We start from the raw sequence: 26,417 nt of genomic DNA on the forward strand, positions 1-26,417 counted from the left end.
ATTCCCTGTCATGTTTTGCAATCGGTGTTGGCTTAGTGTGTTAAAAGGACCGTCCCCCGTGTTCACCCCGTGTTCATGTATAGTTGCCTTAGAGATAACAAAGAATAGAAAGGGTTGAGGGCGTGGCCGTTTATCATGCGGACGCGTTGGTGATCCGGAGCCGAGAATTTGGAGAATCGGATCGGGTGCTCACGCTTTTTTCCCGGGAGATGGGGAAAATTCAGGCTGTTGCTAAAGGAGTGAGAAAACCTAAGAGTCGTCAAAGGGCTGGGGCGCAGTTGTTTACATATGGGGATTTTTTAATTCATAAGGGCAAGAGCTTAGATACGGTGAGCCAGTGCAGTCCGAAGGAAAGTTTTTCTTACCTTTGGTCAGATCTGGATCGTTCTTTGGCAGCTTCGGCTATGGCGGAGCTTTTAGATATTTCGACGATTTCGGGGCAGCCTAATACTGAACTTTTTACGCTGACGCTGACTTGTTTATTTCTTCTTGAACAGTATGAAACGTCTCTTTTGCTCAGTGCTTATGCTCTGCGTTTGATGGTCATATTAGGGTATCGGCCTCATTTGGGTGATTGTGTGGAGTGTGGGGAGATGTTACAAGGTGAACGCTTGTTTTTCAGTTCTGAAGCAGGTGGTACGCTTTGTGGACGATGCAGGGAGAGTTATTCCGGGCGGATGGTTCGGGCGGGCAGTATTGCTTTTATGCGTCAGTTGATTCAGGTTGATCTTTCTAAGCTTGACCGGCTGCGTTGGGCTGCTTGGATGAGGGAGGAGGTTCTGGAGACATTGCGGCATTATTTGGAGCATAAGTTTGAAAGGCCTCTTAAATCCTGGAGATTGGGCAACACTATTAGTGATGGCTTAGAACGTCATATCCGATCTTTTAACGGAAAGGAAGGAAAAGAATTTGAGTGAAGCGTTGTGGTCGGAACTTGAGAAGATGGATATTTTACGGGAACGTATGGGCATCGGATACGAGGAAGCCCGTGCTGCTTTGAATTCGGCTCAGGGTGATGTGGTAAAGGCCTTGGATTCTTTAGAGAGAGAACGGCATGAACACGATAGGATAAAGATATGTGAGGGGATTCCTGATCGCGGGGAGGAACTGTGGGACAGTATTAAAGCTAAAATGAAGGAGTTTAATCGGACGAAGATTAATCTGAAGAGAAATGACACGACGGTTTTAAGTCTTTCGGCTCCCTTGGGGGTAGCATTAGCCTACTCGGTCTGGAGAAAACCCAGCTTGCGAATGGTGGCTCTTGTTGGGGCTGTCGGAGCGGCGTTAAATCATTTTCATTTGGAAATTGATTCTGTTGACAAGCCCTCGATCTATAATGATGAAGGCTATAATTTCGTAGCAAGCGAGGATTAATATCTTTAGGAAAAAAATACCATAAACGTTTGACACAATTTTATTTACAGCATATAATTATGATTAATTAACCTAAGAATGCGATGATGGGCAGGAAGTTTGCGGAGGTCTCTTTAGAGAGTTCGGGGATGGTGGAAGCCGAATGAGATGGCAAATGGGGCGGCTCTGAGTGTTAGAAAATTAAGGGGACCCTTTGCTTGGGTCAAACAGGGTGGAACCGCGGGAACAAGCTCTCGTCCCTGTAGCCGTTATGGCTGCGGGAGTGAGTGCTTTTTTATTTGCCGAAATTCCTTCAGCTTAATAACTTAATTCTTAACCTAGGAGGCTGGACTATGAAATTTCAAGATTTAATCCTGACCCTTAATCAGTTCTGGGGGGAACAAGGTTGCATTATTGCTCAGCCCTATGATGTGGAAAAAGGGGCTGGCACGATGAATCCTTCTACTTTTTTACGTGCCCTTGGGCCTGAACCCTGGAATGTGGCCTATGTTGAGCCATCCCGTCGGCCGACGGACGGACGCTATGGTGAAAATCCAAATCGTTTACAGCACTATTTTCAATACCAGGTTATTCTCAAACCTTCGCCGGACAATGTTCAAGAGTTATACTTGAATAGTCTGGAACGTATCGGTGTTAATCCCAAGGAACATGATATTCGTTTCGTGGAGGACAACTGGGAGTCTCCGACCTTGGGTGCTTGGGGCCTGGGCTGGGAAGTCTGGCTTGACGGTATGGAAGTGTCCCAATTCACCTATTTTCAGCAGTGCGGAGGGATTGACTGTAAACCTGTCTGTGCTGAAATCACTTATGGCTTAGAGCGGCTGGCAACCTATATTCAGGATAAAGACAGCGTTTACGATATTGAATGGGTCGGAGATGTAACCTATGGAGATATCTATTTGCAGAATGAGATTGACTACTCTCATTACAATTTCGAAGTAGCGGATATCGAAGCTTTACAGACTTGGTTTGATATGTATGAACGTGAAGCTAAACGAGTTGTGGAGAAGGGGCTGGTTCTGCCTGCCTATGACTATGTTTTAAAATGTTCGCATTCGTTTAATCTTTTGGATGCTCGCGGAGCGATCAGTGTTACAGAGCGCACCAGTTATATCGGGCGGGTAAGAGCCCTTGCCCGTCTTTGCGCTCAGGCTTATGTGGAGCAACGCGAGAAATTGGGATTCCCTTTGCTCAAGAATAATTCCCTGAAAGAGGTGAAATAAGGTGGCGAAGGACTTTTTACTGGAAATCGGAACAGAAGAAATCCCGGCTAAATTTTCCCCGGGTGCCATGAAACAATTAGAAGAACAAGCAAGTAAGCGTTTAGAGGAACTTCGCTTAAGCTATAGCAAACTGGAGATTTATGCCACACCGCGGCGGCTGGCCCTTTTAGTAAGGGACCTTCAGGACAAGCAGGAAGATTTGCTGACAGAAGTTAAAGGCCCTGCCGTCAAAGCGGCCTATGATGCCAAGGGGGTTCCCACAAAGGCTGCCCAAGGTTTTGCTAAAGGTCAGGGTGTAACCGTGGAAGATTTGTTTGTCCAAGAGGTTAACAGTGTGCCTTATGTATTTGCCCGCAAATCTGAAATAGGTGTGGAGACCGCGACACTTTTGCCACAATTAGCTCAAGACATGATTCATGCCCTGCATTTTCCGAAACCTATGCGCTGGGGAGACTTGGATTTCCGTTTTGCACGTCCGATCCGTTGGCTCGTGGCTCTTTATGGCACCGAGGTCGTTAATTTTGAATTTGTGGGTCTGGAGTCCGGCCGCAGTACACGGGGACATCGCACGTTAGCAAAAGACTCTGTTCTAATAGAGAATGCTTCAGATTACGGCGAGGTTTTGCGCAAGGCTTATGTCATTGTAGACCCTGCAGAACGAAAAGTGACAATACAAACACAAATCAAAGCCCTTGCGGAAAAGGTGGGCGGAGAGGTTCCTGACGATGAAGAGCTTCTCGAGGAAGTCATCCATATCGTAGAATATCCTACCGCTTTGTTGGGTGAAGTCGCGGATCGTTACATGCATTTGCCTGAAGCAGTCATTACGACGCCTATGCGCGAACATCAGCGTTATTTTCCTGTTCGATCCAAGGAAGGGAAACTCTTGCCTTACTTTATTACAGTGCGCAATGGTGATGCTTTTGCTTTGGATGTTGTTAAGGCCGGCAATGAAAAGGTTTTAAAAGCTCGTCTGGAGGATGCCGCGTTTTATTATCGAGAAGATCAGAAGGTGCCGCTGAGTGAGCTTGTTTCTAAGCTGAAGAAAGTTGTCTATCATGAAAAACTGGGTACCGTCGAGCAAAGGGTAGAACGTTTGCGCAGGCTGTCTCGTTTTATCGCCGAAACATTAGGCTATGCCAAATCCCTTACGGAGAATATTGACCGCACAGCCTATTTGGCAAAGGCCGACCTTGTTACCTTAATGGTCAGCGATTTTCCTGAACTGCAGGGTATTATGGGCGCGGATTATGCAAGGGCGAACGGTGAGAATCCGGTAGTATGTCAGGGAATTTTCGAACATTATCAACCTCGCTTTGCCGGTGATAGTTTGCCGGTATCTGAAGCAGGCCGCGTTGTCAGTATCGCGGATAAACTGGATGCTATCGTTGGAGCCTTTGGGATTGGAATTCAGCCGACGGGTTCCCAGGATCCTTATGCTTTAAGACGCCAAGCCCAAGGGATTGTGGCAATACTCCTGGAGTCCGGATGGAACCTTTCTTTGACAGAGCTTCTTCAGGAAGCATATCGTTCCTTTCGGGAACAGGGTACTTCGCTGCTGCCGTTGGAGGAGATCATGAAACTCCTGCAGGACTTCTTCCAACAACGGTTAAGGTTTGTGCTCCAGGAACAGGGACTGCGTTATGATACTGTGGATTCCGTTTTGGCTCAAGGCGGAGACCAATTAAACTGTGTTCTGCAAAAAGCACAGGTACTTGCGGAAAAACGTGAAGAGGAAGGCTTTGTATCTTACCTTCAAGCCTATACCCGTTGTTTTAATCTGACGAAAAAAGAATCTGAACAAAATCTGAACTCTAATTTGTTGGTTGATGCGAGCGAAGTGGCTTTAGAAAAAGGGATTGCTCAGCGCCGAGAACGTTTTGTCAAAGCCCTGAATGATGGCAGCTTTGGGGAAGCGTACCAATTGGCCGGAGAGCTTGTTCCTTTGATTGAAGCGCTCTTCCAAGCAGTCATGATTATGGTTGAGGATGTGAACTTGAAGAACAATCGACTCGCCTTGTTGGGAGAGTGCGTTAAAATGTTAGGGTGCTTAGGTGAATTAAGTGTTTTAGCTTAAGATTCAATGTTATAAGTGCAATTAAAGGCTTTGCTTTCGCTATGACTCAGTAAAGCCAGTTTCCTTTGGATTAAGGACTTAGGGATGGGGCTCGTCGCTCCATCCTTAGCTTTAATTAAAGAAAATACATGATTAATCTGATTGGATTAATGACCAGGAAAATAACTTTTTAGGGTGCCGTTGGTTAGAAATGTACTTTGAAATGACTTTAACTAAAGGGTATTGAGTGGGATTCTGTTTTTTCAGATAAGTCTAACTTAAAATATGTTTTCTGATCGTTGTTTCCTGGTGACGATTATTTGTTTTAAGCTTTTTAAATAATATAAAAGGTTATTCAAATTGAACAAATTGGTAAGTTATTGCGATAAAAAATAAACACTATCTAGTAAAAGGATTATATAATGTGATATAATTAAACGCGTAAACCTCATTTAGTATGTCACATTAAAGGTAGAAAGAATCATTAAGAGGTGAAATGGGTTGGAATGGACGGATCGTCAACAGCGAATTGTGGAGATCGTTAAAGAAGCAGGATCCATAACCGGTGAAAAAATTGCGGAAAAGCTGGATTTGACGCGAGCCACCCTCCGCCCGGATTTAACTATTTTGACGATGTCCGGGGTCTTAGTGGCCAGACCGCGTGTTGGGTATTCGTACCGAGATGATCTTGGACCATCCCCGATGATGGAAAGGCTGCTTCAATTAAGAGTTTGTTCTTTTAAGTCGATGGCGGTAACTATACCGGAAAGTGCAAGTATCTATGAAGCAGCTGTGACGATGTTTACACAAAACGTTGGAAGTCTAGCGGTCGTTGGGTCGGAGCGGGTGCTCTTGGGAATGATTTCACGTAAAGATATCATGAAAGCGTCTCTCGGCAAGGGAGATCTTCAGCAAGTTCCAGTCGGGGTTATTATGACAAGGATGCCCAACATTTTTATGACGACTCCGGATGAACCAGTGTATAGTGCAGCCAAAAAGCTTGTTCAGCATCAGGTTGATAGCTTGCCGGTTGTTGAAAGTTTCATTGATGAAAACGGAGAAGAATGCTATGAGGTTGTAGGGCGTTTCACAAAGACTAATGTAACGAAACTCTTTGTGCAGATTGCTGAGACAAAAGCATAGCGCGACAATGACTATGAGCGATCAAAATGAGTGAGATTGGTCATCTGCTATATTGAGTATTCAGAGTTTGAGTAGCGATACATATCCAGAGGTCAGAAGTAGGCGGGGTCTCTATGTAAATTTGGAATAAGACGGAGGTGTAGTCGTGTGGACGTAACGGGCCCAATGCCTGTATTATATGTAATTTCAGATGCCCTCGGTGAAACGGCCGAGTTTGTAGGCCGGGCGGCTGCAGCACAATTTGTCGGTATAAAAACTCGAATCCGAAGGGTTCCCTATGTACGGGATGAAGCGCATCTTGAGGAGATTTTGGAAGAAGCTGTGGCGGAAGAGGCTATTCTAGTCTATACCTTGGTCTTGAAAGGCCTTAGAGATTATTTAGAGCGAAGGGCGGCTGAGAGAGGCCTGAAAACGGTGGATATCTTGGGCCCTGTGATTGAGGCCCTTTCTAAGCAGACGGAGATGGAACCTACTCATACTCCTAATATTATTCATCGTTTGGATGAGCAGTATTTCCGGAAAGTTGAGGCCATTGAATTCGCCGTAAAATATGATGACGGTAAAGATCCCCGTGGAGTTCTTTATGCGGATGTAGTATTGATTGGGGTTTCTCGAACCTCCAAGACTCCTCTGAGTATGTATTTAGCTTATAAAGGACTTAAGGCTGCAAATATTCCGTTGGTTCCGGAAGTAATTCCTCCGGATGAACTTTATGCAATATCGCCGCGGAAAATAATTGGTTTGACTCTGCGGCCAGAACTTTTGAACCAGATACGTACTGAGCGCTTAAAAACTCTCGGTTTAGGTGCTTCGGCAGATTACGCAAACTTAGAGCGAATTATGCAGGAACTAGAGTATGCGCGGGGGATTATGAAGCGTATAGGCTGTCCAATCGTTGAGGTAACAGGCAAAGCAGTTGAAGAAACTGCGAGCATTGTGTTAGAAATATTGTTTAAGGGGGAGCGAAATGGCTAAGAAGTATGTTTATTTATTCCGAGAAGGGAAAGCATCCATGCGCGACTTGTTAGGAGGAAAAGGCGCTAACTTAGCGGAGATGACTCAAATTGGGCTGCCGGTACCTCCAGGATTTACACTTACCACGGAGGCCTGCAATGGGTATTATGCTAACGGAGAAAACGTTCCGGATGGGACGTGGGATCAAGTTTGGCCGGCCTTGGCTGATGTTGAAACTGCTACAGGAAAACTCTTTGGCGATAAGAAAAATCCGCTTCTTGTTTCGGTAAGGTCTGGAGCAAAGTTCTCCATGCCGGGCATGATGGATACTGTACTTAACCTTGGTTTGAATGACGATACTGTGGAAGCCTTGGCTGTTAATACTCAAAATGAGCGCTTTGCCTGGGATTGCTATCGCCGTTTTATTCAAATGTTCGGCGATGTGGTCCTTGAGGTTGAACATTACTTATTTGAACAAATATTAGAGACTGCTAAAGATAAACAGGGAGTTCGTTTTGATTCGGAGCTTTCCCCAGAAAGCCTTAAATGGATGGTTGGCGAGTACAAAAAACAGATTCTTCGCAGTACAGGAAAGCCTTTTCCGATGGATCCGAAAGAACAGCTGCAACTGGCCGTGCTAGCCGTTTTCCGAAGCTGGAATAATGACCGGGCCAATGTATATCGCATCATTAATAATATTCCCCACGATATCGGAACGGCTGTCAACGTACAGTCCATGGTGTTTGGCAATATGGGATCAGATTCAGGAACCGGGGTCGCCTTTACCCGCAATCCTTCGACTGGGGAGAAAGCACTTTACGGGGAATACCTGATGAATGCCCAAGGTGAAGATGTGGTAGCAGGGATACGTACACCCCAGCCTATTGCTACTTTAGCCCAAGAAAACGAAAATATTTACAAACAGTTTGTGGAAAATTCCCAACGCCTTGAGGCGCATTACCGAGATATGCAGGATATTGAATTTACCATTGAACGGGGCAAATTGTATATGCTGCAAACCCGTAATGGGAAAAGAACGGCTTCAGCAGCTATCCGAGTAGCCGTCGATCTCTACCATGAGGGTATGATTACTAAAGAAGAAGCGGTCATGCGCATCGAACCTCAGCAACTGGATCATCTGCTTCATCGTCGGATGGATGGAGAAGCAAAACTCCAAATTCTGGCCAAGGGTCTTCCGGCTTCGCCAGGCGCCGCTTCCGGCAAGATCGTTTTTAGCGCTGAAGAGGCAGAACGATTAGGACAATTAGGCGAAAAGGTTATTCTTGTCCGTACTGAAACAACTCCTGACGATATCCGCGGAATTTTGGCGGCTCAAGGGATTTTAACCAGCCGCGGCGGTATGACAAGTCATGCAGCGGTAGTATCCCGTCATATGGGAAAACCGGCTGTCTGCGGCTGTGATGCTTTAAAAATTGACTATGCCCAAAAGCTGGTTGCTATTGACGGTGTTGAATATCCTGAGGGAACTCTTTTCTCAATTGATGGGGCAACAGGTCGAGTTATTAAAGGCGAAGTCAAGATGGTTGATCCTGAATTAAGTGAAGGGTTTAAAGAGTTCTTAGGCTGGGCTGATGAAATTTCCCGCCTGAAAGTTATGGCCAATGCCGATACTCCGGCTGAAGCAACCAATGCCCGGAATTTTGGTGCCGTGGGAATCGGCCTTACGCGAACTGAGCATATGTTTATGGACCCTGAACGGATTCCCATCGTGCAGGAAATGATCCTGGCGCAAACTTTGGAAGAACGTGAAGTTGCTCTGGCTAAATTGCTGCCCATGCAAGAAGAAGACTTCTATGGCATTTTAAAAGCGATGGAAGGCTTCCCTGTAACCATTCGTCTCTTGGATCCGCCTTTGCATGAGTTTTTGCCGCACTCTGAAGAGCTGATTGTTGAGATTACGAAACTTCGTATGTCTAAGAGCGACCCGAAAGCGTTAAATGAAAAAGAGGGTTTATTACGCAAAGTCCGTGCTCTCTCTGAGCTTAACCCCATGTTAGGCCATCGTGGCTGCCGTTTGGGAGTTTCCTTCCCCGAAATCACAGTGATGCAGGCAAGAGCTGTTTTCCAAGCCAGTGCCCGCTTAGTTAAAGAAGGTTATGATATTCATCCCGAGGTCATGATTCCGCTGACTATGGGCAAAGAAGAGTTTGTGATGATGCGCAAACTGGTTGACGACACAGCTCAAGCGGTAATGGGTGAACAAAATGTTCAAATTAAATATCACGTAGGAACTATGATCGAGGTGCCGCGGGCTGCCCTTCTGGCAGATGAAATCGGTAAAGTGGCTGACTTCTTCTCCTTTGGCACGAACGACTTAACCCAGATGACTATGGGCTTATCCCGTGATGATGCTCAAGGTAAGTTCCTGCCCGTTTATCTGGAAAAGAACCTCCTGAAATCTGATCCTTTCGTCGTACTTGACCGTGACGGGGTTGGAAGGTTGATTGATATGGCTGTGAAACTCGGCCGAGGTTCTAACCCGGATATTAGTTTGGGAATTTGCGGAGAACACGGCGGGGAGCCGAATTCTGTGGAATTCTGCCATCTCGTGGGCTTGAATTATGTTTCCTGTTCGCCGTTCCGGGTTCCGATCGCTCGTTTAGCTGCAGCTCAGGCGGCTGTTGTCAACAAAGACCAATCGAAGTAAGGCTGAAAATAGTAAGGTAAAGCCCACAAATATACCTAAAGTTTGAGGGCTATGATAAGAATTCGAAACAGGGTACTGTTACTTAATATTTTTAAAGTACAGTACCCTGTTTTTTGTTACCAACCGATTCGGCACAAGGGTTATACCAATTGAATACCATTTTGAAAATTAAGCAATCAAATGCTGTAAATTAACGTGTTAATTTACGTTGTTGTTTTAAATAGTTTGACATATAATATTTATTAGGAGTGATGAAAATGCCAAATATTAAACCAATATCCGATTTGAGAAATTATACAGAAGTACTCAAAGAGGTAGCCTACAACAATCCGGTGTACCTTACCAGAAATGGAAGAGGTGAATATGCAATTATTAAGTTGGAAGAACTTGATAAACTCCGCGCAACGATAAGGCTTATGGTACAGCTTGAGGAAGGGGAAAAATCAGCCAGGGAGAAAGGGTGGCTTTCTGCTGATGAAGTAGAAGTTTCATTAGGATTGTAGTATGGGAAAAGTGGAATACTCTCCGAAGGCTCTGGAGGATTTACAGAAAATCAAGGCATATATCATTGAGAATTTTGGAGTTGATGCTGCCCAAAAGGCTCTTGCTAAAATTACAGGTAGCGTTAGAAGATTAGAGGAATATCCAGCATTAGGTGTAGATCTGGGAAGAATGATTGATGTTCCTGTAGAGTATATGTATATCTTCATTGAAAGAAATTATGTATTCTATAGACTTAAAGGTAATAGAGTGCTAATCGTTAGAATTCTAAATGAACGGCAGGATTTTGTACAGATACTTTTTGGAATTCACACAAGTGGTTAAGATAATGAAAATCACTGATTACAGGAAGTGTTTCGTAATAGTAAAAACGGGGTTGCTCTTAAAGTGTTTGCAGTCACTCAGGCGGTTGTTAGCAACAAGGACCAAGCGATGTAAGGCTTTAATATAGTAAAAGCTCTCAAAGATTTGTGTGCTAAGACGTTGAGACGCAGAGTATAAAACATAGTAAGGGTATTATTTCTTAATGATTTAAAGGAAATAATACCCTATTTTTATTGTTTTTTTGTATTTATGAGGAGAAACGAAATGCGCAATCAAAGGTTTTGAAAATAGATTAAGGAAAAAGCAGATCTGTAATATCCCGCTTTGTAGAAGAAAAGGTTTTAGACTAGTAAAATAATTATCTTGGAAAATGTGGCCAAATATGGTATTATAATGTGAACTTATGCACTAAATATAATAATGAGAGATTAACAGCTGACGTAAAATCCCGTATTGTGGCTAAATGTCAACGGAGGTTTTATAAATGCCGTGTTAGGTTTTGCACATATGATATAGTCTGAATAATTAGATAAAATTTGAAAACGCCCAAAATTACATTGGTGGTGATAAACTTGAAAGTTAAAATGCGAATGAAACCTATTATTTCTGTGCTGCTTATCGTTTGTATCGTAATGTCTATGTGCGTACCAGTTGTGCATGCGGCACCTAGTCAACCAAGTGCCTATGGAAGTGTGAACCAATTTTTGACGGCAGCAGATGCACCTGTAATGGGCGGGGCAGATGTTCCGTTTAATGGTAATGGTCAAATGTCAGGTATCAGCCATACTGCCGGAACTACAGGAATTACGGTCCAGAATACGGGCACTTATAAGATCGACTATAATACCTGCATAACTGCGGGTTTAGATGCTGAGTTGGCGGTTGCGGTCAATGGCACTGTTGCCCCATCCACAGGTATACCAGTGCTTACCGCTGTAGGGGAAGTTTCGGGAAGTGCTATTCTGTCGCTTAATGCCGGGGATGTTATTACATTGCGTAACAATTCAGTGGTTCCCCTAACCTTGGCGTTAGCACCGTCTGCAGGCGCTCAGATGAGCATTGCAGAAGTTAGCGGAACGGTGGGAAATGCATATCAATGGGCGACGACAGCAGATGCGATTGTCGTTGGTGGAGCAGATGTGCCATTCAGCACGAATGGTCCAATGTCAAGTATTGGCCATACAGCCGGATCGACAACTATTACGATCCCCAACGCAGGCACTTATAAGATTGATTATAATACCAGCATAACCGCAGGTGTGGGTGCCGAATTGGCCGTTGCGATCAATGGTATAGTTGCCCCATCCACATCGATACCGGTGCTTACCGCTGTAGGGGAAGTTTCAGGAAATGTCATTCTGTCGCTTAAAGCTGGGGATGTTATAACATTGCGTAACAATTCTGCGGTTCCCCTAACTATGGCATTAGCACCGGCGGCGGGTGCTCAGATAAGCATTACAGAAGTTAGCGGAATAATGGGAAATGCATATCAATTGGCGACGTTAGCAGATGCAACTGTCGTTAGTGGAGCAGATGTGCCATTCAGCACGAATGGTCCAATGTCAGGGATTGGCCATCTTGCCGGGACTCCAACGATGATGATCGCGAACACTGGCACTTATAAGATTGATTATAATGCCAGCATAACCGCAGGTGCGGGTTCCGATTTGGCCGTTGCGATTGATGGTATAGCTGCCCCATCCCCATCGATATCGCTGCTTACTGCTACAGGCGAAATTTCAGGAAGTGTCATTCTGTCGCTTAACGCCGGGGATATTGTAACATTGCAAAACAATTCAGCGATTGCACTGACCCTGGCATTAGCACCGTCGGCAGGCGCTCAGATGAGTATAGTTCCACTAGCTGTTGATCTGCCGGTTATCACCACAGATTCCGGGTCAGCTGCGTTTGTTGCCGGGGACAATGACAAATCAACTCCAGTTGCTATCGACAGCGGTGTTACGGTAACGGGTTTAAATACTTTAACCCTGTCCAGTGCTACTGTGGCAATTACCGGCGGCTTCCATTCCGGTGAGGATGTATTATCTTTTGCCAACGATCCCCTCTATGGCAATATCGTTGCCAGCTACACTGCCGCTACAGGAGTTTTGACCTTGACTTCAGCAGGAGCAACCGCTACTGTCGCTCAGTGGCAGAGTGCGTTGGAGTCAGTTACCTATACAAATACGGCGGTGACACCTAACAGCTCAACCAGAACCGTTTCTTTTACAGGAGTTGACAGCTCAGGTCACACCAGTAATACGGCCACCAGAACAGTTACCGTGGCAGATACAGACCAGACACCCATTGTTGTCACATCAGGTGGCTCCATAACGTATCCTGTCGGTGGTTCTGCTGTAGTTATCGACAACGGTGTTTCGATATCTGATCTGGATAATACAACCCAATCCAGCGCAACTGTAAGTATAAGCAGCGGTTTCCATAGCGGTGATACGTTATCCTTTACCAACACCAGTTCTACTCTCTTTGGTAATATCGTTGGCAGTTACAATGCTGCTACAGGAGTTCTGACCTTGACTTCTTCCGGTGCAACTGCTACTGTCGCTCAATGGGCAAATGTGCTGTCATCGGTTGTATTTAGCTGTAGTTCGAACGCATCAACAGGTGACAGGACTATTTCGTTTGTCGTCAATGATGGAACAAAAAGCAGTGCGGCAGCTGCTCATACAGTTTCTGTAACAGGGTTGCCGTCCATTACTTCTATAAATCCAGCCAATGGTTCGGGAGCCGGAGGTACTTCCGTAACGATAACCGGTTCAGGATTCAGCGGAGTCACGGCAGTCAAATTTGGCGGTACGACTGGAAGTGGTATTACAGTTGTCAGTGATACTTCCCTCACAGTCACATCTCCTGCGGGAAGCGGAACAGTTGACGTGACGGTAACAACGCCGTACGGAACGAGTACGGTGGTTTCAAGTGACCAATTTACGTACGTTGCACCGAACCAAGACCAATCCGCGCCAACAGGGCTGACCGGAATAGCTCCCACTTCGGCCGCTAATAATGACGGTAAAATCACAGGTGTCACTGACAGCATGGAATACCGGCTCCAGGGAGCGGCCAATTACACTCCAGTTCCGGCTTCAGCCACAGTGATTACCGGTTTGGCAGCCGGGACATATCAAGTAAGACTCGCAGCAGGGCCAGGACTTAATGCGGGGCCTGACGCTGACGTGGTGGTGCCGGCGTATACCGCTCAAACATTTCTCTCTTTAGGCGATTCCATCGCATATGGAATGAGTGCCGCACCCGGAAGTGACTACACCCATCTTTTCTATAATCATCTTCTGACAGATCCCGCTTCTAATCAGCTTGCCTTAAATAATCTGGCCGTATCGGGAGATAAGAGCAGCGATTTGCTGCAGCGCTTACTAACGAATGCCCAATATAGGGCGTCGGTCGGAAATGCCAAGGTTATTACCCTAAGTATCGGCGGGGATAATTTGCTTTCCCCGGTCATTGCTTCCGTATGTACAGCTTTTGGGGTGAACCCCGTCAATAATCCTAATTTAATGACCCAATTAGCAGCGGCTATGGCTGCAAATCCGAATAAAGACGCTATCCTAGCGAGTTTAGCAAATTCGCCGGCCTTAACTCAAGCTTTACAAGCCGGTGTTACTCAATTTGGCACAGATTTCCCGCAAATTATGACTGCGGTTAAAACCCTTTCGCCCCAGGCCCAAATTTACGTTCTCAATCTCTACAATCCCTTTAGTGAACAAGATCCACTGTACTCAGTCTTTGATCCTCTCATCAGAGGGATCAATCAAGCAATCAACAACAACGCAATGGCGGGCTATAAAGTTGCCGATGTTTATACAAAGTTCAGAACAACTCCCGGAGCTGTTAATTTTAACTTAGCGACCCTGCAGCTCGATCCGCATCCCACAACAGTAGGGCATGCAGCAATCTACCAGGCACTCCTTGATGCTGAGGCAGGACAGACTCCGGCAAGCTATTACACGGTCAGTATCGCTCCTTTGACAGGAGGTACGATTACAGCCAGCCCGACCAGTGCAACCTCCGGTTCGGCCATTAACCTGAGCATAACTCCCAATGCAGGAATGCAGCTACAAGCGGGAAGCTTGAAATATAATGACGGAAGCGATCATAGTATAACTGGCACGAGCTTCACCATGCCGGCCGCTAACGTTATCATAACTGCGGTGTTTGAAACGATACCCAATGCTGTACACGAAGGCGGTGGAGGAAGTTCAGCGGGAGGTGGAAGCGCATCAGGCGGAGGGACAACCGTTACTGGCAGTGTCCTGGATGGTACGACAGGTGGTGTTGTTGCTAATCTGACAGCTACTGTAACGACGGAAAGTGACGGGAATTATACCGCTTTCATGCAGGCACCTCAAACGCTAACCTTCCAACTACCTGACGGAACGACGAGTCCTTTAAGCGATCTTTCTAAAGTGAGCTATGTATCATCAGCAGGTACTTCAGCAAGCGTTTCTGCGGACAGAACGATCAATTTTGCCAACCTAGCCAAAGGAACGGACAATCGTTATAAGATCACCTATGATTTAGGCAATGGTCAAACAATTGCACTGGGAACCCTGGAAATCACAGTTTCCAATAATGGGACCGTCAGCCTAAAATGCACCTTAATTGACCCCTATGGCATCATCACGGATGCTGCCACGGGCAAACCCATTGCCGGAGCAAAGGTCACCTTGTATTATGCCAATACGGAACGCAACAAGACCAACGGCAAAACACCGGACACCGTCGTAGCCTTACCGGGCATTGACGGCTTTAAGCCTAATAACAATCAGAACCCGCAGACCAGCGACACGAAGGGTGCTTATGGTTTTATGGTCTTCCCTGATACGGATTACTATATCGTCGCAGCCAAGGATGGCTATGAACCCTATACCAGTCCGACCATTTCCGTAGGGCAAGACATCGTCCACTGGGATTTTAAAATGAGCACCCCCATCACTGGGGTCAACCGGCTGGCAGGTCAAAGTCAGGTGGATACCGCCTTAGCCATTGCCAAAGCAAACTATACAGGAACGCTTTCCAATGTGGTCTTAGCCACCGCCGGCAACTATCCGGATGCCTTGGCCGGAAGTGTCCTGGCCTACAAACTCAATGCTCCGATCCTTTTGGTCGGAACCTCGAAGGCGGATCAAGAAAAGGTCTTAGATTATATGAAGGCCAATCTTGCTCCGTCAGGGAACGTCTATATTTTAGGCGGCACAGCCGTGGTCAGTGCTGATCTGGAAGCCAAAGTAAAGGCCGATGGTTTCGGTCAGATCACCCGCTTAGGCGGAACGGACCGCTATGAAACCTCCGTCAAAATTGCCAATCAATTAAAGGTCAAGAGTGGAACACCGATTGTGCTGGCCTATGGAGACAACTATCCGGATGCGTTATCCATCAGCAGTATCGCGGCAGAGAATCAGTACCCTATCCTCTTGGTCCAAAAAGACGGACTCAGTGATGCAGTCAAGAATGAAATAGCGGCCATTAACCCCAGCAAAGTCTATCTCATCGGAGGAGAAGGGGTTATTAGCGCAGCGGTGGAAAATCAGGTAGAACAGATCACCACGCTAAACAAAACCAATATCATAAGAATTGCCGGACAGGATCGTTATGATACCTCCCTGGCTGTTGCGCAATACTTCAACTTAGCCGGGCAAAGTGTCTGTGTCGCTACGGGCAGCAATTTCCCTGATGCTCTGGCAGGAAGCGTTTATGCGGCCAATCACAATACCTCGATTATCCTGACAGACGGCAGCTTGTCTGAGCAAGTCGTGAATTATCTGAAAGGCAAAAAGATGACCGGGACGACTATCTTCGGAGGAGAGGCGGTCGTGAATAAAGGCATCGAACAGCAGCTTGGTCAGTTGATAGGAAAATAGAGTAGACTATTTGTTGTGGTAACTAAAATTGTTCCGAATTGTAAAAAATGAGATTAGTCTATTATGATAGCTGCTGCCCAGGCGGCGGTTAACAACAAAGACCAATTGAATTAAGGCTTAAAATTAAATGAAAAAAGTATTCTAAAAGCTGTGTCAGAATAAAATGGGTATTGTCTCTTAGAAATTGTTAGGGACAATACCCTATTTTAAAGCCGTTCTATCCGTTGAGGTATAATAATTAAAACTAATATCTCGCAGAAAATTGCAACCTCCAATGAACAAAGAAATCCAATTTGTGGTATACTATAAGCGCAAAAAAGTAAGGAGGTTAGTGGCCATGATGTATCCATATATGACTTTGGCGGATGAAACTGAAATCACACATTCTCACCTTATTGAAGAAGATGGCATGCAGTGTTTGGAAGTTCATTTCGAGCGTCCGAAAGAAGGTGGATTCGATGTGGCCAGATGTGCGTTACCTACTTATTCCTGGATAAAGAGAGACGGATTTTCAGATAAAGAGATTGAGAACTTTAGCCAATTCCTGCATAGCAATGCTCATCTGTTGTATAAGTATGCTGCTGCGGGAGGTATACAGATTGCCTAGTTTGTTTCGTATTGGCGAATATCTGGTGTATTTTTGGTCGAATGAAAATAATGAAGCGATTCATGTCCATGTCGGAAAAGGAAAGCCGAGTGCTAATGCTACTAAAATATGGCTAACAGCTTCCGGTGGATGTATCATTGCCAATAATGGAAGCAGGATACCTCAAAAAGAGTTGAATGAGTTATTGGATATTATCGCTGCTCAAACTTTCATGATTTGCGCAGAGTGGAAGAATCATTTTAAAGTTAACGATATTAAATTCTATTGCTAAAAGTGTTCCATAATAGTGGAAAACGGGATTGGTCTTAAAATGTTTGCAACCACCCAGGCTGCTGTTAACAACAAAGACCAATCGAAATAAGACCAAAATAGGATAAGTGAAGTTGCAAAAGCCTAAGGCACCAAGGCCTTGAAGGTTTAGGTGCAATAATAGCAGGGGTATTGTCTTTTACGAAATTAAGAGACAATACCCCTTATTTTTTTAGTTTTTCTGTATTCTGATGCGTGTACACCGACGGTTCTGCCTGCAATCTATTGACCAGTCCAGTCAATAATAATATAATAGCAATTGACTGGATTAGTCAATTGCTATAGGAGGGTGGTTTCCAAATTGGAAGAATTAACTAAGCACAAGATATTTACGATGGAGGATACAAAACGTGACGCCCTGCTTATTGCGTCCATGAACAAGTTTGCCAATAACGGTTACAAAAAAACTACTACAGATGAAATCATTTTGGAGGCAGGGATATCAAAGGGCTTGCTTTTTCATTATTTCGGGACAAAAAAGGATTTGTATATCTTTCTGTTCCTGTATGCTAACACTCTAATAATGCAGGAATACTATGCACAAGTTAACCTAAAGGAAAGAGATATTTTGGAAAGATTGCGGAATATGTTTTTTTTAAAAATTGAACTCACCAATAAATATCCTGATATTTTTGACTTTGCGGCATCAGCCTATTTTGAGAAAGACCAGGCTGTGGCTTCAAAAATTAATGAATATAAAAATATATTGTATTCCGATACAAAAAACGAGATGCTTAAGGATATTGATTTATCTCTTTTTAAAGAAAATCTTGATATAAAAAAAGCTATCGACATTATTATATTTACCTTGAGAGGATACAGCGAATCTCAAGCTTCACCCGAAAAACGCGTTGAAGATTACAACAAGGAACACGAGCGGTATACAAGAGAAATTGATGAATATATTGCAGTGCTGCGCTCAGTATTTTATAAGGAGAACAAATAGTATGGAATATGCTTACAGTTTTAGTGATATTACCAATGAAGCTCTTGGCTTTGCGGGGGGAAAGGGCGGCTCCCTCTGCAGGATGTACAACGCTGGGATTGCTATTCCGAACGGATTTGTCATTTTATCTACAGCATTTGAAAATAATGGGCTGAAAATAGAAGCGCACTCCGACATTGAAAAGTGTCTTGAAATGCTGTCCGGCAGTACTTTTGCGGTTCGCTCATCCGCTCTTTCAGAGGACAGTGCAAAAACATCATTTGCAGGCGAGTTTGAATCCGTGTTGGATGTAGCAAGGGCTGATGTGTTTTCTGCAATAGAAATCGTTGCCGCTTCTGTAAAATCTGAGCGTGTGAACGAATACAGCAAGGTTCACGGTATTAACCAGGAACACAAAATAGCAGTTGTAGTTCAAAAGATGATAAACGCAAAGATGGCAGGGGTGCTTTTTTCTGCCGACCCCATTACCGGCAGTCATGTAAATATGGTAGGAAACTTTGTATTTGGTGCTGGCGAACAGCTTGTGTCGGGCGAGAAAAATGCTTATCCTTTTACGATAACAAGACTAGGAGGAAAGTATCAAGGCGATAAATCCTTCGTACCTTATGCAAAAGCCTTGTACAAAGCCACATTGAAGGCAGAGGAGATTTTCTGCTGTAAGCTGGATATTGAATGGGTTGTTGAAGGGGGAAGGCTTTATATTGTTCAGGCACGCCCAATCACGACTCTTCAAACAATTGATTATGACAACTATGAAATCAATCAAAGCCTTGATGCCGACGCACTTTGGAGCAGTAATAATGTTGGTGAGGCTGTACCGGACGTAATGAGTCCATTTACATGGAGCTTGCTGCATGAGATGGACTTGGAGTGCCAGAAAGTTCCGGGGTATTTTATGTTCGGCAATATTTGCGGCAGAACATATTCAAATATCAGCATTATGATTTCTTCGTTAAAAGTGCTTGGTTATAATGTTCCAAAGGCAAAGGAACTTATAAGCGATGTATTTGGATATATTCCTGATAATATTGAAGTTCCTATTTATCCCTTTAGAACACCTCAATTAATCAAGGAAATGTTTCTCCGGGCAAAAAAGAGCTTGAAGCGAATGAAGGATTCCAAGAAACAAAAGGTTTACTACTTGGAGTATACACCGGTTTGGTATGTGAAAACACTTGAAAGAATAGAAGCTGCAAACACCAGGCAGGATTTGTTTAAGCTGTGGACATCTGATGTACGGCCATTTTTGTCTGCATTATGGTATATCTGGTTTGGAGGTGCAGGAAGCTCAACTTTAGCAACGCTTAGAAAAAAGCTTGCTAAGATGGCAGGCGAGGAATTGGCAAATTTGTTGTGTTCCAATTTCAGCGGTGAACAAACACTTGTAAGCATGAAGCCCCTGTTGGCAATAGAACAAGTTATTAATGGCAGCTTGAGCGGTGAAAAGTATCTGGAGCTATACGGTCATAGAAGCCCTCATGAGTTTGAGGTTTTTTATGAATATCCGGCAGATGACCCTTCATTTATTGACAAGCAAATAAAAGAATACAAAGACACAAACCTGAGTGCCACTGAGCTGCTGAAAAAACAACAACGTGAATTTATGAAGGGTAAAAAGCTCTTTGCGCAAAAATTTCCTGCTAAGGAAAAATGGCTGGAGAAGAAGCTGGAACGAGTTTCCAGGGATGCAAATACCCGTGAGTCTTTGAGAAATGAGTTTGTAAAGGTCTTTAGAGTGATGCGGCATTTACTGCTTAAGATCGGCTCAGTTACAGGGATAAACAATGATATATTTATGATGTATTGCTTTGAAGTCCCAAAATTTCTGCAGGGAGACACAGAAATGCTGGATAAGCTGCCTAAAAGACGTAAAAACTTTGAAGAATATCAAAAGATGCCTGTCTTTCCTCAGTTAATTAGAGGCAGGTTTAATCCTAAGGAATGGATTAATTCTAAGGATAAAAGGCAGGATTACTATGATCCCAATGCCCAAGCGCCGGTACTTGATAAAAACTCTATCAAAGGTTTTGCCGGTGCCCCGGGTACAATTGAAGGAAGGGTGCGTATCTTGCACAGCTTTGATGAAGCGAAAGATTTTCAAAAGGGTGAGATACTTGTAACGACAATGACTAACATTGGCTGGACACCATTGTTTCCAAAAGCTGCTGCGATTATTACAGATCTTGGAGCACCTTTATCCCATGCTGCCATTGTGGCTCGGGAGCTAGGGATTCCTGCGGTTGTAGGTTGTGGAATTGCTACCACCGAACTAAAAACAGGTGATTCAGTTATTGTAAATGGCAGTATTGGTGTTGTTACGAGAAAAGGCTAAACTCAGAAATGGTAATTTAACAATTATACCCACAAACCCCTGCTCCTTTTTGAAGCAGGGGTTTGTCAGTGTTCTGTGTAAGGGGCCTCTGCTTTGTATGTGAACGCAACCGTACTTTATCAACATTACTAGAAGGCTTTGCTATAGCTGATGGTGTCGAGCAAGGTTTTAAGTCGCGACACGTGGATCTATTCTTGTATTGTGGTACGTATTAAAGTACACTGATTCAGGACGAGTAGGTCGTGCGTCAACAGGTTCGGCCGAATTATAAACTTTGGTATTAATACATAATGAACAAGGGAGAAATTTATTGTGTCAGATATAGCGAAACAAACGCTGACCAAAGTTAAATATAAAATCTTGCCGTTTGCCTTTATTCTATATATCGTTAATATTATAGATCGTGTAAACTTAGGATTTGCGGCCCTGGAAATGAATAAAGCGCTGCATATTTCTTCGGCAGCCTATGGATCGCTCTCGGCGGCGTATTTTATAACTTTTTTGATTTTCGAGGTTCCCAGCAATATTCTTCTCCACCGAATTGGAACCAACAAATGGATTGCACGAATCATGGTTACCTGGGGAATGATCACCTCCTTAACCTTTTTTGCTCAGAATTTTACCCATGTTTATCTTCTTCGCTTTTTGCTGGGTATGGCCGAGGCCGGTTTTTTCCCGGGAATCATATACTATTTTACCTATTGGTTTCCTGCAAAAGAAAGGGCTTGGGCTACATCACTGTTCATGGTGGCAAGCCCTATTTCCAATATTGTTGGGGCTCCTCTGGCTACTTATGTCCTGGACCATATTCACTGGTTGGGTTACGCGGGGTGGAGATGGCTGTTTGTTATTGAAGGAATTCCTGCTGTTCTTCTAGGTGTTGTGACGTATTTTTATATGACGAACAAACCGGAAGATGCGAAATGGCTTACTTCCGATGAGAAAAAATGGTTAACTCAGACATTACAAGCGGAGCAACACCAAAACCGAGTTCAGTCATACTCAGCTGCCAAGGTCTTTGTCCATTTCAGAGTGTGGCATCTTGTTGTAATTCACATAACGATTCAAATGATGTTTCAAAGTGTTTCTTTTTGGATGCCAACCCTTGTCAAAGAATTTTCAACTACGTTTTCTAATACAGATATTGGATTCATCATGATGCTTCCCGGAATTGCTGGTGCCATTGCCATGCCTTTATGGGCACTCCATTCCGATCGCACGAGAGAACGAAAGTACCATATTGCGATCCCAATGCTTGTTTCAGCCGCGGGGCTGGCACTTGCAGGAACTTCCTCAAGTGTAGCAGTTAAAATTCTGGGTGTAGTTCTGAACGGAATGGGTAATGCTTGCTTTTACGGGCCCTTCTGGTCCGTCCCTGCCACGTTTCTCACCACAGAAGGAGCAGCGGTGGGGGTAGCAATTATTAATTCATCATCAAGCATCGGGGGATTCTTCGGCAATAAGCTGGTTGGCATCATAAACGGTTCTTCGTTGGGCATTAATGGTGTCCTGGGATTTTTGATTGCCTGCAGCTTGGCTGCCTTCCTGCTTACTTTGCTTCTAAAACTTAATGAGCGGAAATCAACAAACACAACTAATGAATAAATTGACAGGATTCCACAGAATGCTATGATATAAAGCAGATGGGCTTGTTTAACCAATCGTAAGACTCCCACTTCTTTAAGTGGGAGTGGGAACCCCGAACTCTGCTTCGGTGGGGGTAGAGTCTATCCTTCAGCGCGATAGCATTTGTTATGGGCTAGGCGCTTTCGTCTCCGAAGTCTCGATGTTCAGCTTTAGCTGAACGAGTTCACTAGAAGCTCTAGAATGTGTGATCATGAGGTTTCTTTAATCTTGTAAAAGTAGGTAAATGAATGAACAATATCACGAAAATTTCTAAAGATAGTGTGTCCGAACTTGTTTATAATCAATTAAAGGAGAATGTTGTAAATGAGCGATGGGTGCCGGGGGACAAAATCCCTTCCGAAAACCAACTTGCTGAATTATTTGGCGTAAGCCGAGTATCGGTACGCGTCGCCATCCAGAAAATGATTACGCTTGGGTTACTGGAAGCCAAAGTGGGAGAAGGGACTTTTGTTAAGGAATTCACACCCAGTGTTTATTTAACCGAACTTGCCCCCATCATGATGAAACCGCATAACCAGATTGAGATCCTAGAGTTTAGAAAGGCTCTGGAAACGGAAGTCATACGTCTTGCCTTTCAACGGGCCGGTGAAGAAGGAATTCACCACTTGGAACAAATCTATATAAAAATGTGCCAGGCCTCTGAAAAATCGGACCTTGAGGAGTATTTTTATCTCGATAGACAATTTCATGAATGGCTTTTTCGTTTATCTGAAAACAGTCTGTTTGTCAGCACCTTTCACCTCATGGGCAGCCTTTTGCTGGCACATTATGAATCGACAGTTCAAAAAAGTTGGGAAGTTGATGGAGTACCCAAGGCTGTAGAGGAAGATGAGCATTATAACATTGTTATTGGTCTTAAGACGAGGAACCTCGAGCTGGCCCTTAAGGCTTATGTCGATATGATCGATGCTAAACTTGAAATGTTTAGGAATGCAGAACAAGCTTAAGTTTTTATTGACATCATAGAAAAAACTGATAAGATAGTGCTTGGTTAGTTGTATGACAACTAACAGGTAATCAATCAGACAATAGACAATAGACAATACACAACACACTGGATGCAGTATGCAGTAAATTCTGTCAATTTGACTTACTTACTAATGTGAAACCAAGGATAGTAAGTGGCTATACACGAAGGAGTAAAACTATGACAAACGTGAATCATGCTTCAAGTCGAGTGACTCCATTACTGGAGTTGCGTCTTTTTTACTACGATTTTCTGCGCCGTACTTTCTTAATGGAACCGACAAAAGATTTCCTTGTGTTTGTGAAAAATAGCATGATTACACCGGATTTTCCCTTGGCAAGTGAACGTGAAATGATTTTAGAAGGTGTTCAACAAATTAAAAACTACCTTTCTAAAAACGATATACAGAGCGAAACTGTTTACAATGACTTGCATTGGGAATTCACACGACTTTTTATCGGTCCGTATCAATTACCTTCTCCGCCTTGGGAATCCACTTATTTAAACGAGGAGCGTTTGCTCTTTCAAGAGGAGACGCTAGCCGTTAGGAAGGCTTATCTAAAGTATTCGTTTCTTCCCGTAGAGTTTGGTCATGAGGCAGATGATCACTTAGGACTAGAGTTGGATTTTATGTTCCGGCTCAGTCAACTATGTTTAGAGAATAACGATGAAAATGGCGTTGATCTCAGACAACTTTTGATGGATCAAAAGTCTTTTTTAGAAGAGCATCTTTTGCAATGGGTTCCAAAGTTCAGTCACGACATGATCCAGCACGCCGAGACGGATTTCTATCGGGGAATGGGCAAAATTCTTCGAGGCTTCTTAACTCTTGATCTAGAAGCTCTTCTCGAGCTTTTAAAAATATATTCTTAGTATTTCTTACAATTCGTGGAGGTGGAAAATATGAGTTTAATCGAGAAGGCAAAAAGCCACATGATGAGTAGAAGGTCCTTCCTTGGTGCAACGGCAACATTGGCTGCCGGAGCCGCAGCAGCTGTAACCCTGCCGGGTTGCGGGCTGCAAAAAGTGGATTCAAATGTTGCAGAGTTAGCAGATAAGGAAGGTGAATGGATTACTGCTGCTTGTTGGCATAATTGTGGAGGACGATGTTTAAACAAGGCTTATGTTGCGGATGGAGTTGTCGTTCGTCAAAAGACGGACGATACCCATGAGGACAGTCCGGATTACCCTCAACAAAGAGGATGTGCACGCGGTCGTTCCCATCGCAAAATGGTACTGGGTGCCGATCGTCTCAAATATCCTATGAAACGGAAAAATTGGGAACCGGGAGGCGGCAAAAAAGAACTTCGCGGAAAAGATGAGTGGGTGCGTATCTCTTGGGATGAAGCTCTGGGTATCGTTGCTAGTGAGATTAAACGAATTAAAGGTAAATATGGTAATGCCAGTTTCTTTTTACCCCCTGGCGGTTCAGGCGGGGACATGGAACCTATTCGGCTCATGAGTGCCTATGGCGGCTGTACAACTCGCTGGGGGGATGTTTCTTGGGGAGCCTGGCCTGTAGTATGGCAAAAGGTTACGGGCATCACAACTGATAATGGATCGATGGCAGGCAACGATCGCTTCAGATTGCGCGATTCAAAACTGATTATTCTTTGGGGTGCGAACCCTGCTCAGTCCAGTCAGGGAACGCCAACGTTTAATTATCTTCAGGCCAAAAAGGCAGGAGCCAAATTTATTTTGATTGATCCTGTCCATTCTGAAACAGCGAGAGTTATGGCAGATGAATGGATACCGATTCACCCGGCTACTGATACAACTTTAATTCTGGGGATGGCCCATCATATTTTAACGAATAATTTACTGGATATAGACTTTTTGGATACTTATTGTGTGGGCTTTGATGCTGATCATATGCCGGATGGGGCAGATCCTAAGGATAACTTTAAGGATTATGTTTTGGGTACTTTTGATGGAACCCCGAAAACACCGGAGTGGGCAGCAAAGATCTGTGGTGTAAGTGTGGATACGATCCGTCAACTTGCTCAGGAATATGCAACGACAAAACCTGCAGCCATTATTACTGGTGGAGCACCCGCCCGCATAAACAATGGAGAGCATTTTCCGCATGCGATAATGACTCTTGCCTTTATGACCGGTAATGTTGGCAAACCTGGTGCAGGAGTTAGCCCCAATATGCACAATCGGGCAACAAATGCCGGACCGGTGTTAGTACAGCCTGGGGCCAGCGGCTTGCCCGCGATTCCCAATCCTCTGGCGAAAAGCAAAATTAATAGCGGTGAAATGTGGAACGCCGTTTTGACGGGTAAATATACCGCAAGTAAAGGTGATCAGAAAGATATTAATATCCAGATGATCTGGAATTGGTTTGGGAATACCTTGAACCAGAGAGCGGGTACTACACGGGGCATCGAGGCGCACCGTAACGTTGAATTCGTCCTTGCTCAAAATCTGTTTTTATCGACGGACGCTCGGTATTCAGATGTTGTTTTACCGGTTACCTCGCAGTGGGAGCGCCTGGGGGGATTGCTTACCGGGAATCGTGAAATTCTTATTTATTTTCGTCAGATCATGAAGCCGCTTTTTGAAGCCAAAAGTGATATGTGGATTGTAACGGAATTGGCTAAAAGGCTGGGGCTTGATCCAACGAAAGCGGTCAACCCGTTGTCTGAAGCGCAAATGCTGTATAACCAGATAGCTGGTGCTAAGGTGATGAAGGCAGACGGAACGGGATATGAAAAACTAGTTACCTTGACAGCGGAAGATATCAAGGAACTGGGAGCGAAAGGAATTCCGCAAACGGGACGCATCTCCTATAAGGAGTTCAAAGAAAAGGGAATTTATCAAATTCCGAGGTCTCGCGGCGACAAATTAGAATTCACCAGCTTTGAGGACTTTATTGGCAATCCGGTTGGCAAGAAATTAGCAACTCCAAGCGGAAAATTTGAGATTTACTGTGACTCACTCGCTAAGGCCATTGAAAAAGTAGGCTTTACGACGAAATCGCCTTTACCTAAGTACGAACCTTCGCGTGAGGGCTATGAAGATGGTTCTAAGAACGGTTATCCTTTCCAAGTCATTACTCTTCATTACTATCGGAGGTCTCATTCGACCTTAGATAACGTACCCTGGCTGCGGGAAGCCTTTCCCCAAGAGCTGAGAATAAACGCTAGCGACGCTCAAAACCTGGGAATTAAGAATAATGATATTGTCAAAGTAACCAGCCGTCATGGCTCAGTTATTCGCCAGGCTATGGTCACTGAGCGTATTATGCCAGGCGTCGTTGCTCTTGGCGAAGGTGCCTGGGTTGAAATGGATGAGCAAGCCGGAGTTGATAAAGCAGGCTGTACTGGAATTCTTGACGGACATATCCCAACTGGTCAAGGACACACAGGCTTTAATTCTTGCAATGTGAAGCTGGAGAAATATAATCAACCTCTCGATCCGGATGTTAAATGGCCTCAACGAATCATTTTCTAAGGAAGTGAAA

General features: G+C 44.4%; 18 protein-coding genes. All 18 read left to right on the forward strand.

The window, feature by feature from the left end; all coding sequences use genetic code 11:
* The first annotated feature begins 122 nt into the window (after positions 1–122).
* The 18 genes from recO (at position 123) to ACPUYX_RS01350 (ending at position 26,407) form a co-directional block, all read left to right on the forward strand.
* Positions 123–917 carry a DNA repair protein RecO gene (gene recO / locus ACPUYX_RS01265; RefSeq protein WP_426377936.1) on the forward strand — a complete coding sequence of 265 codons (795 nt, stop codon included), beginning with the start codon at positions 123–125 and terminating at the stop codon, positions 915–917.
* Positions 910–1,374, forward strand: coding sequence for a DUF4342 domain-containing protein (locus ACPUYX_RS01270; protein ID WP_426377937.1), 465 nt, complete (start codon positions 910–912; stop codon positions 1,372–1,374). Before recO ends, ACPUYX_RS01270 begins: the two co-directional genes overlap by 8 nt.
* 332 nt (positions 1,375–1,706) lie before the next feature.
* A complete protein-coding gene (gene glyQ, locus ACPUYX_RS01275; RefSeq protein WP_426377938.1) occupies positions 1,707–2,597 on the forward strand; it encodes a glycine--tRNA ligase subunit alpha in 891 nt (296 codons plus the stop codon).
* A gap of 1 nt (position 2,598) precedes the next feature.
* Positions 2,599–4,674 (forward strand): glycine--tRNA ligase subunit beta, encoded by a 2,076-nt coding sequence (gene glyS, locus ACPUYX_RS01280; RefSeq protein ID WP_426377939.1) that lies wholly within the window; start codon positions 2,599–2,601, stop codon positions 4,672–4,674.
* A 480-nt stretch (positions 4,675–5,154) separates the two neighbouring features.
* Positions 5,155–5,796: a helix-turn-helix transcriptional regulator gene (locus tag ACPUYX_RS01285; RefSeq protein ID WP_426377940.1), complete on the forward strand. Its 642-nt coding sequence runs from the start codon at positions 5,155–5,157 to the stop codon at positions 5,794–5,796.
* Between the two features lie 165 nt (positions 5,797–5,961).
* Positions 5,962–6,771: a pyruvate, water dikinase regulatory protein gene (locus tag ACPUYX_RS01290; RefSeq protein ID WP_426378300.1), complete on the forward strand. Its 810-nt coding sequence runs from the start codon at positions 5,962–5,964 to the stop codon at positions 6,769–6,771.
* On the forward strand, positions 6,764–9,418 hold the full coding sequence (gene ppdK, locus ACPUYX_RS01295) for a pyruvate, phosphate dikinase (RefSeq protein ID WP_426377941.1): 2,655 nt from the start codon (positions 6,764–6,766) through the stop codon (positions 9,416–9,418). The genes ACPUYX_RS01290 and ppdK overlap by 8 nt, the downstream gene beginning before the upstream one ends.
* A gap of 257 nt (positions 9,419–9,675) precedes the next feature.
* Positions 9,676–9,921 (forward strand): type II toxin-antitoxin system prevent-host-death family antitoxin, encoded by a 246-nt coding sequence (locus ACPUYX_RS01300; protein ID WP_426377942.1) that lies wholly within the window; start codon positions 9,676–9,678, stop codon positions 9,919–9,921.
* Position 9,922: 1 nt separating this feature from the next.
* Positions 9,923–10,243 (forward strand): type II toxin-antitoxin system RelE/ParE family toxin, encoded by a 321-nt coding sequence (locus tag ACPUYX_RS01305; RefSeq protein WP_426377943.1) that lies wholly within the window; start codon positions 9,923–9,925, stop codon positions 10,241–10,243.
* A 572-nt stretch (positions 10,244–10,815) separates the two neighbouring features.
* On the forward strand, positions 10,816–16,140 hold the full coding sequence (locus ACPUYX_RS01310; protein ID WP_426377944.1) for a cell wall-binding repeat-containing protein: 5,325 nt from the start codon (positions 10,816–10,818) through the stop codon (positions 16,138–16,140).
* Positions 16,141–16,477: 337 nt separating this feature from the next.
* Positions 16,478–16,747: a hypothetical protein gene (locus ACPUYX_RS01315; protein ID WP_426377945.1), complete on the forward strand. Its 270-nt coding sequence runs from the start codon at positions 16,478–16,480 to the stop codon at positions 16,745–16,747.
* Positions 16,740–17,018 carry a DUF4160 domain-containing protein gene (locus ACPUYX_RS01320; RefSeq protein WP_426377946.1) on the forward strand — a complete coding sequence of 93 codons (279 nt, stop codon included), beginning with the start codon at positions 16,740–16,742 and terminating at the stop codon, positions 17,016–17,018. Before ACPUYX_RS01315 ends, ACPUYX_RS01320 begins: the two co-directional genes overlap by 8 nt.
* A gap of 339 nt (positions 17,019–17,357) precedes the next feature.
* On the forward strand, positions 17,358–18,002 hold the full coding sequence (locus ACPUYX_RS01325; RefSeq protein WP_426377947.1) for a TetR/AcrR family transcriptional regulator: 645 nt from the start codon (positions 17,358–17,360) through the stop codon (positions 18,000–18,002).
* A gap of 1 nt (position 18,003) precedes the next feature.
* Positions 18,004–20,334 (forward strand): PEP/pyruvate-binding domain-containing protein, encoded by a 2,331-nt coding sequence (locus tag ACPUYX_RS01330; protein WP_426377948.1) that lies wholly within the window; start codon positions 18,004–18,006, stop codon positions 20,332–20,334.
* 312 nt (positions 20,335–20,646) lie between these two features.
* Positions 20,647–21,939, forward strand: coding sequence for an MFS transporter (locus ACPUYX_RS01335; protein ID WP_426377949.1), 1,293 nt, complete (start codon positions 20,647–20,649; stop codon positions 21,937–21,939).
* Between the two features lie 269 nt (positions 21,940–22,208).
* On the forward strand, positions 22,209–22,928 hold the full coding sequence (locus ACPUYX_RS01340) for a FadR/GntR family transcriptional regulator (protein WP_426377950.1): 720 nt from the start codon (positions 22,209–22,211) through the stop codon (positions 22,926–22,928).
* Positions 22,929–23,128: 200 nt separating this feature from the next.
* On the forward strand, positions 23,129–23,821 hold the full coding sequence (locus ACPUYX_RS01345) for a TorD/DmsD family molecular chaperone (RefSeq protein ID WP_426377951.1): 693 nt from the start codon (positions 23,129–23,131) through the stop codon (positions 23,819–23,821).
* Positions 23,822–23,851: 30 nt separating this feature from the next.
* Complete coding sequence (locus tag ACPUYX_RS01350; RefSeq protein ID WP_426377952.1) at positions 23,852–26,407, forward strand: molybdopterin-dependent oxidoreductase; 2,556 nt, start codon at positions 23,852–23,854, stop codon at positions 26,405–26,407.
* The last annotated feature ends 10 nt before the right edge of the window (positions 26,408–26,417 follow it).

It is taken from the genome of Desulfosporosinus sp. SYSU MS00001 (assembly GCF_049943955.1).
Taxonomy (GTDB): domain Bacteria; phylum Bacillota; class Desulfitobacteriia; order Desulfitobacteriales; family Desulfitobacteriaceae; genus Desulfosporosinus.